The organism is Acidithiobacillus sp. TH-A36, assembly GCF_057473445.1.
Genome location: NZ_JBYCKP010000011.1, coordinates 1 through 4,973 on the forward strand (window position 1 = coordinate 1; position 4,973 = coordinate 4,973).

7 protein-coding genes and 1 pseudogene are annotated in these 4,973 nt (G+C 54.7%); 6 read left to right on the forward strand and 2 right to left on the reverse strand.

Features of this window, described 5'->3' with window-relative positions; all coding sequences use genetic code 11:
- Window positions 1–301: PadR family transcriptional regulator (locus tag AC2VLY_RS00205; RefSeq protein WP_486892559.1), on the reverse strand; the 301-nt coding region annotated here is incomplete at its 3' end.
- A gap of 452 nt (window positions 302–753) precedes the next feature.
- Here AC2VLY_RS00205 and AC2VLY_RS00210 point away from each other — a divergent pair.
- The 5 genes from AC2VLY_RS00210 (at window position 754) to AC2VLY_RS00230 (ending at window position 3,734) form a co-directional block, all read left to right on the forward strand.
- Window positions 754–1,314, forward strand: coding sequence for a sigma-70 family RNA polymerase sigma factor (locus AC2VLY_RS00210; protein WP_226860373.1), 561 nt, complete (start codon window positions 754–756; stop codon window positions 1,312–1,314).
- Between the two features lie 156 nt (window positions 1,315–1,470).
- Window positions 1,471–1,845, forward strand: a complete 375-nt coding sequence (locus AC2VLY_RS00215; RefSeq protein WP_193651492.1) for a carboxymuconolactone decarboxylase family protein — start codon at window positions 1,471–1,473, stop codon at window positions 1,843–1,845.
- 29 nt (window positions 1,846–1,874) lie between these two features.
- The gene (locus AC2VLY_RS00220) at window positions 1,875–2,774 is read left to right on the forward strand and encodes a hypothetical protein (RefSeq protein WP_486892558.1); all 900 of its coding nucleotides are present in this window, start codon (window positions 1,875–1,877) and stop codon (window positions 2,772–2,774) included.
- Between the two features lie 63 nt (window positions 2,775–2,837).
- Complete coding sequence (locus AC2VLY_RS00225; RefSeq protein WP_486892557.1) at window positions 2,838–3,509, forward strand: aquaporin; 672 nt, start codon at window positions 2,838–2,840, stop codon at window positions 3,507–3,509.
- 42 nt (window positions 3,510–3,551) lie between these two features.
- Window positions 3,552–3,734: a hypothetical protein gene (locus AC2VLY_RS00230; RefSeq protein ID WP_486892556.1), complete on the forward strand. Its 183-nt coding sequence runs from the start codon at window positions 3,552–3,554 to the stop codon at window positions 3,732–3,734.
- 224 nt (window positions 3,735–3,958) lie between these two features.
- Here AC2VLY_RS00230 and AC2VLY_RS00235 read toward each other — a convergent pair whose 3' ends face one another.
- On the reverse strand, window positions 3,959–4,645 hold the full coding sequence (locus AC2VLY_RS00235) for an MBL fold metallo-hydrolase (protein ID WP_486892555.1): 687 nt from the start codon (window positions 4,643–4,645) through the stop codon (window positions 3,959–3,961).
- A gap of 84 nt (window positions 4,646–4,729) precedes the next feature.
- On the opposite strand from AC2VLY_RS00235, the pseudogene AC2VLY_RS00240 reads away from it, so the two are divergent.
- Window positions 4,730–4,973 (forward strand): annotated as a pseudogene (locus AC2VLY_RS00240) (ISKra4 family transposase); the annotation flags it as partial.

Genomic DNA, 4,973 nt, shown 5'->3' on the forward strand with positions numbered 1-4,973 from the left:
GCGCGTCTTCACTGCATCGGGTCGCGATCCGTTCTTCGATGGCCACGACCATCGCGCGATTCTGTTCAAGAAACGCTTGCCCTTGTTCAGTGATGACGTAAAGTTTCTTGTTTCCCTCAAGAATTACAGAAACATGGCCGAGATCTTCGAGCATTGCGAGCATCGGATAAATCATCCCGGGACTCGGACTGTAGATCCCCCCGGATTGTTGCTCTAACAGCTTGATCAATTCGTATCCGTGACGTGAATGCTGGGCAATATGCTGCAGGACGACGTAACGCAGCATGCCCGGATCAAGCATACGGGATCTCCGTCGGCCTTGCCCTGATCTGTGGCAAGGCCCGGAACATTTTCCCTCTGGGTCATTGGATAGTTTCATGGGAACCGCCTTTTAGATATATCTAATTTGGATATATCTTATAGGATACCGTGAAAAATACAAGATCATCACTTGGTTTTTTTGACCTGATTTTTTTGAGTCAGGAAATTATGGATTGAGGACCTTCCAAACAGGATTTCATTGTAGAGTCGGATCAGCGATGAGGAGAGCCAAGATCCGAGCCTTGGTGCAGACAGTCCGATGGGGCAAGTTGGTTTAGCCATTGCTGGCGGAATGAAGATCTATGACCTGCCGCGAGTTGCTGCACGGCCTCCGATGGCTACCGAGAGTATTGGCAAGGCGGCACGTAAATTACCTTAGTGTTGTGGTTGTTCCCTTGTGACACCCACACTAAGGCACTTATGATGGCGTCCATGAATCATGCGCTGAAACCTACGGAAACCTGCGTCACCCGTGCCTGGAAAATGCACCAGGCAGAAATATCCGGTTTTCTACGGCACCGTCTGGGAGATGCTGATTTGTCTGCCGACCTGTTGCAACTGGTGTTTCTTAAAGCGCTGCATGAAGGTCGCAGGTTTTGTGAATTGCGCGAGCCCCGAGCCTGGTTATTCACCGTAGCCCGCCATGTGCTGACGGACAATTTTCGTAGTCAGCGCGACTATGTTGATCTTCCAGAAGAACTTGCAGAACCGGTTGCAGAAGTTCTCGCCGTGGATTCGCTGGCCGACTGTTTGCCACATGTACTCACCCTCCTTGAAGCGGCTGACCGCGATATCCTCACCTGTTGTGAATTGCAGGGGATGACCCAAAAAGCCTATGCCCTATCCCATGGGCTCAGTTTGGCTGCCGCCAAATCCCGGTTATTGCGTGCCCGGTTGCGCCTGCGTGCGGCTTTAATGACCGCCTGTGAAGTACGGTTTGATGCAGATTCGGGTCAGGTCTGTTGTCATCTCCCTCACAAAAAGCCGTCCTGAACCGGCTGGGCCAAAGTCGCGGCACTGCCTTGGGCCAAACCCCTTAGAATCGTCGGACCTTCCTTCCAGTAAGAAATGTGCATCCTTTTCAGGGCGGGTCCGTCTTCCTATACAGGACCCATACGTTTTAACGACTTGTCAAAAGGAGAGTGCATCATGAGTAACACAACGAACCCCTCTGCCCAGGAATTATTGGCCAAAATGCGTGCTGGCATGGGCCGTGTGCCGGCTGCTATCGAGAAATCCACGGTGGTGGATGAAAGCCTGATTCAGGAGCACATGCGCTCACGCATGTATGCCATGCCTCAGGAGGGCGCTCTTGATGAACAGACGCGCGTTCTGGTCTACCTTGCAGCTGCACTGGCGGGCAGCAGCCCGGCTTGTGTCCGGGCAATGTCTGACAAGATCGCCCTGCAAGGCATTCCCAAGGATAAGGTTCTGGAGACGGTACGCATTGTACGCTTTGCCATGGCAACTAAAATGATTGGTGACGCCGAACCGATTTTCGATGCTCTGACCGGGCTTGAATAATTATTTGCCATCCAAACAGGAGCCTTAGCATGAACTTATCGACCAGACACTGGAGCAAAGAAGCATTTCAGGGACTTGAGGGCGCAGTGACCTTGTACGCCGAGCTGCGGGTTACAGCGGCACACCATGCAGCATTCCTGGCGGCCATTGACGCCCTGGGATCAAACTTACGCAAGATGCCGGGATTTATCCAAGTCGCCCTCAAGCAGATGAGCGGCGATTCCACCATGGTGAAAAATTATCCGGAAAGTTTCAAAGGGATATTGGCAACAGCCTATCTCGATGGTGTTGAAAAAAATGTCCAGCCTTATTTTTATAGCCTTTTCATCCGCTTTGTGGATGCCGCCTCGGCTACAGATGCCAAACTGGAAGAGGCCTTTATCAGAGATCTGCAACCTTTATTGCATGCCGGTCCACAGCCTGAATCTCCGGAATTGCTGGCTTATCGCGCCGTGTATCAGACCGTGGGTGCTGGTGACCGTAACGGCATTTATACCACGCCAGAGCAGATTGAAGGCTTTTTGCGCGCGCCCGTTGATCAGACTGAAAATGCCACGGTCACCGTGGAAAATCATGTGATGATCAATGATGCCGATCTTGCCGGGTGGGAACCCAAAGTGATGGCGTTGCTGGCTGTGGCACAAAATACTTTCGAGCCCCAGGATGATCCCAGTGGAATTGGACAGGCGGGAACCAGCACCAATCGTTTCTACCGTAAGGCGCTGACCACTGAAATTCTTCGCAATGCCCATCCCGACGGCGCTTTTCGTGCCTATATCATGCATGGCGTCTGGCAGTCTGTATGGGATCACGAAAACTCCCATCTGGATCCGCGCTTCATCAAGGCTGCCGGGCCGGTGGGGGCTGCAGCCGTAGTGGGGCCGGTGGAGCCGTTCTACCTCACCCGCCGTCTCGTGCTGGCTGACTGAATGGCTGTGCCCACCGCTGCCACCAACTCCGCCCCGAGCGCCTGGGAGCGCCTGGGGCGCCCCATGCTGGCGGAGTTTCTCGGCACCGCCATCTTGCTTATCGCCGTGGTCGGCTCAGGCATCATGGCGGCGCAGCTCTCGCCGACCAACACCGGCGTGGCGTTATTGGCCAACGCCATCGCCACAGCCTGCACGCTGTATGTACTGATCACGGTCTTCGGGCCGCGCTCGGGTGCGCATTTCAACCCGGTCGTGACCGGTGTGTTCTGGCTAAAGCGCGAAATCAGGGGATCGCTTGCACTGGGCTACATCCTGGCGCAACTGCTGGGCGCCGTAGCGGGAGTGTGGCTGGCCAATGCCATGTTCAATCTGCCCGTGCTGCAGGTCTCAACCCATCTGCGCGGCAGCAGCGGCCAGTGGCTGGGCGAAGTCATCGCCACATTCGGCCTCATCCTGACCATCCTCGGCGGCAAACGCCAGATGCTCGGACAAGTGCCGGTGCTGGTGGCCGCCTGGATTGCCGGGGCCTACTGGTTCACCTCGTCCACCAGCTTTGCTAACCCGGCAGTGACCTTGGCCCGCACACTCACCGACACCTTTGCCGGCATCGCCCCGGCCAGCGCGCCCGGCTTCATTGCAGCGCAGATCGTCGGCGCACTGTTGGCCTTGCTCATCCTGCCGCGCCTGTTCTACGGCACCTGGCTGGGCCTGGACAAACCGCCGCGCGAATCCTGATCGCTGCGCCCACCGACTTCACCGATCTCTGGAAAGACCAACATGACTTCCTCACTTGCATTTCCTGCCGCCCATGAATTCCACATGAGCCTGCGCGTTGCTGATCTGGAGCGCAGCACGGTGTTTTACACCGCGTTTGTGGCCTGCCACCCTTCAAAACCCGCAAGAATGGCAAAAGATCATAAGAAACCCAGCAATAGCCGGGCGCAAAAACATGCGTCCTGAAGTAAATGTGATGCTGATCTTCCAACACAGCCTCCGCCCATGTGGTCACCCCACAGAACGGACGCACGAGTTCTCTGATGTTGCCCGGAGTAGGCAGCAAAGGTATACAGGTTTCACGTAATAGAGTGGCCTGACATTATCCCAGACAAAATATCTTCATGATTATGGATAGTGCTGATTGGTCCTAAAATCACAATCTCCAGTGTCAGAATATCTGGGCTACATCAAGGGTTGGCACCACAAAGACGATTAGCCGGGACGGAGACATCGATCAATTTCGGAAGCGGCAGATTGAGTGCGGCCATGATAGCGATGAATTCCTCTCGCGATTTGTTGGCGAGGCGCGGGTTGCTCTGTTTTTCCTCGCCAATACAGATCACCCGGCGACCACGATAGTCGTGACCGGGATAAACCAACGTCTCGTCAGGTAAGGTGAAAAGTTTTGTGGTAATGCTGTCGTATAAGGTACCGGCATCGCCGCCCTGGAAGTCAGTGCGCCCACAGCCGCCAATAAGCAGAGCGTCGCCGGTAAAAACCCGGTCATGCCAGCGAAAACTCAGAGACTCAGGAGTATGCCCAGGGGTAGCGACTACGCGAATGACATCGTCTCCCAAGACCAGGAAATCGCCGTCATCCACCGCAATGTCGGCACAGTCGGCTTGAGCTCGGACACTGAGGACTACCTGTGCGTCCGTCTGCTCGCGGAGTTTGTGGGCAGCGCTGATATGATCGGCGTGCAAATGGGTTTCCAGAATATGAGTCAGGTGCAGGCCTTCATTATGCAAAATCTGCAAAACTTCGGCACTGCCCTCGGCCACAGCATCGATGACCACGGCATCGCGCCAGGTACTATCCGCGAGAATGTAGGTGTAGGTACTGCTCTCGATATGAAACAGTTGTCGAAAATACATGACGTTATCCCTTTACCCGGAGGCTGCAGTGAATTCCGAATATGGCCTAGCGTGTCACAGCCAGGCTAGGGTCGCATTGAGAAAAATCATTTAGAAGACGATCTGGAGAGGCTGGAGGCGAATCCGGCGAACAAGAAGAAAATGCGCAAGGTGGTACGGGAATTTCGCACCTATATTGATGCCAACCAGGCGTTTATCCCCAACTACGGCGACCACTACCGGCATGACGAAGTAATTTCCACGTCCTTTGTCGAATCCACGGTGAACTATGTGGTCAGTAAACGCTTCGTGAAAAAGCAGCAGATGCGCTGGACCCAACGCGGTGCGC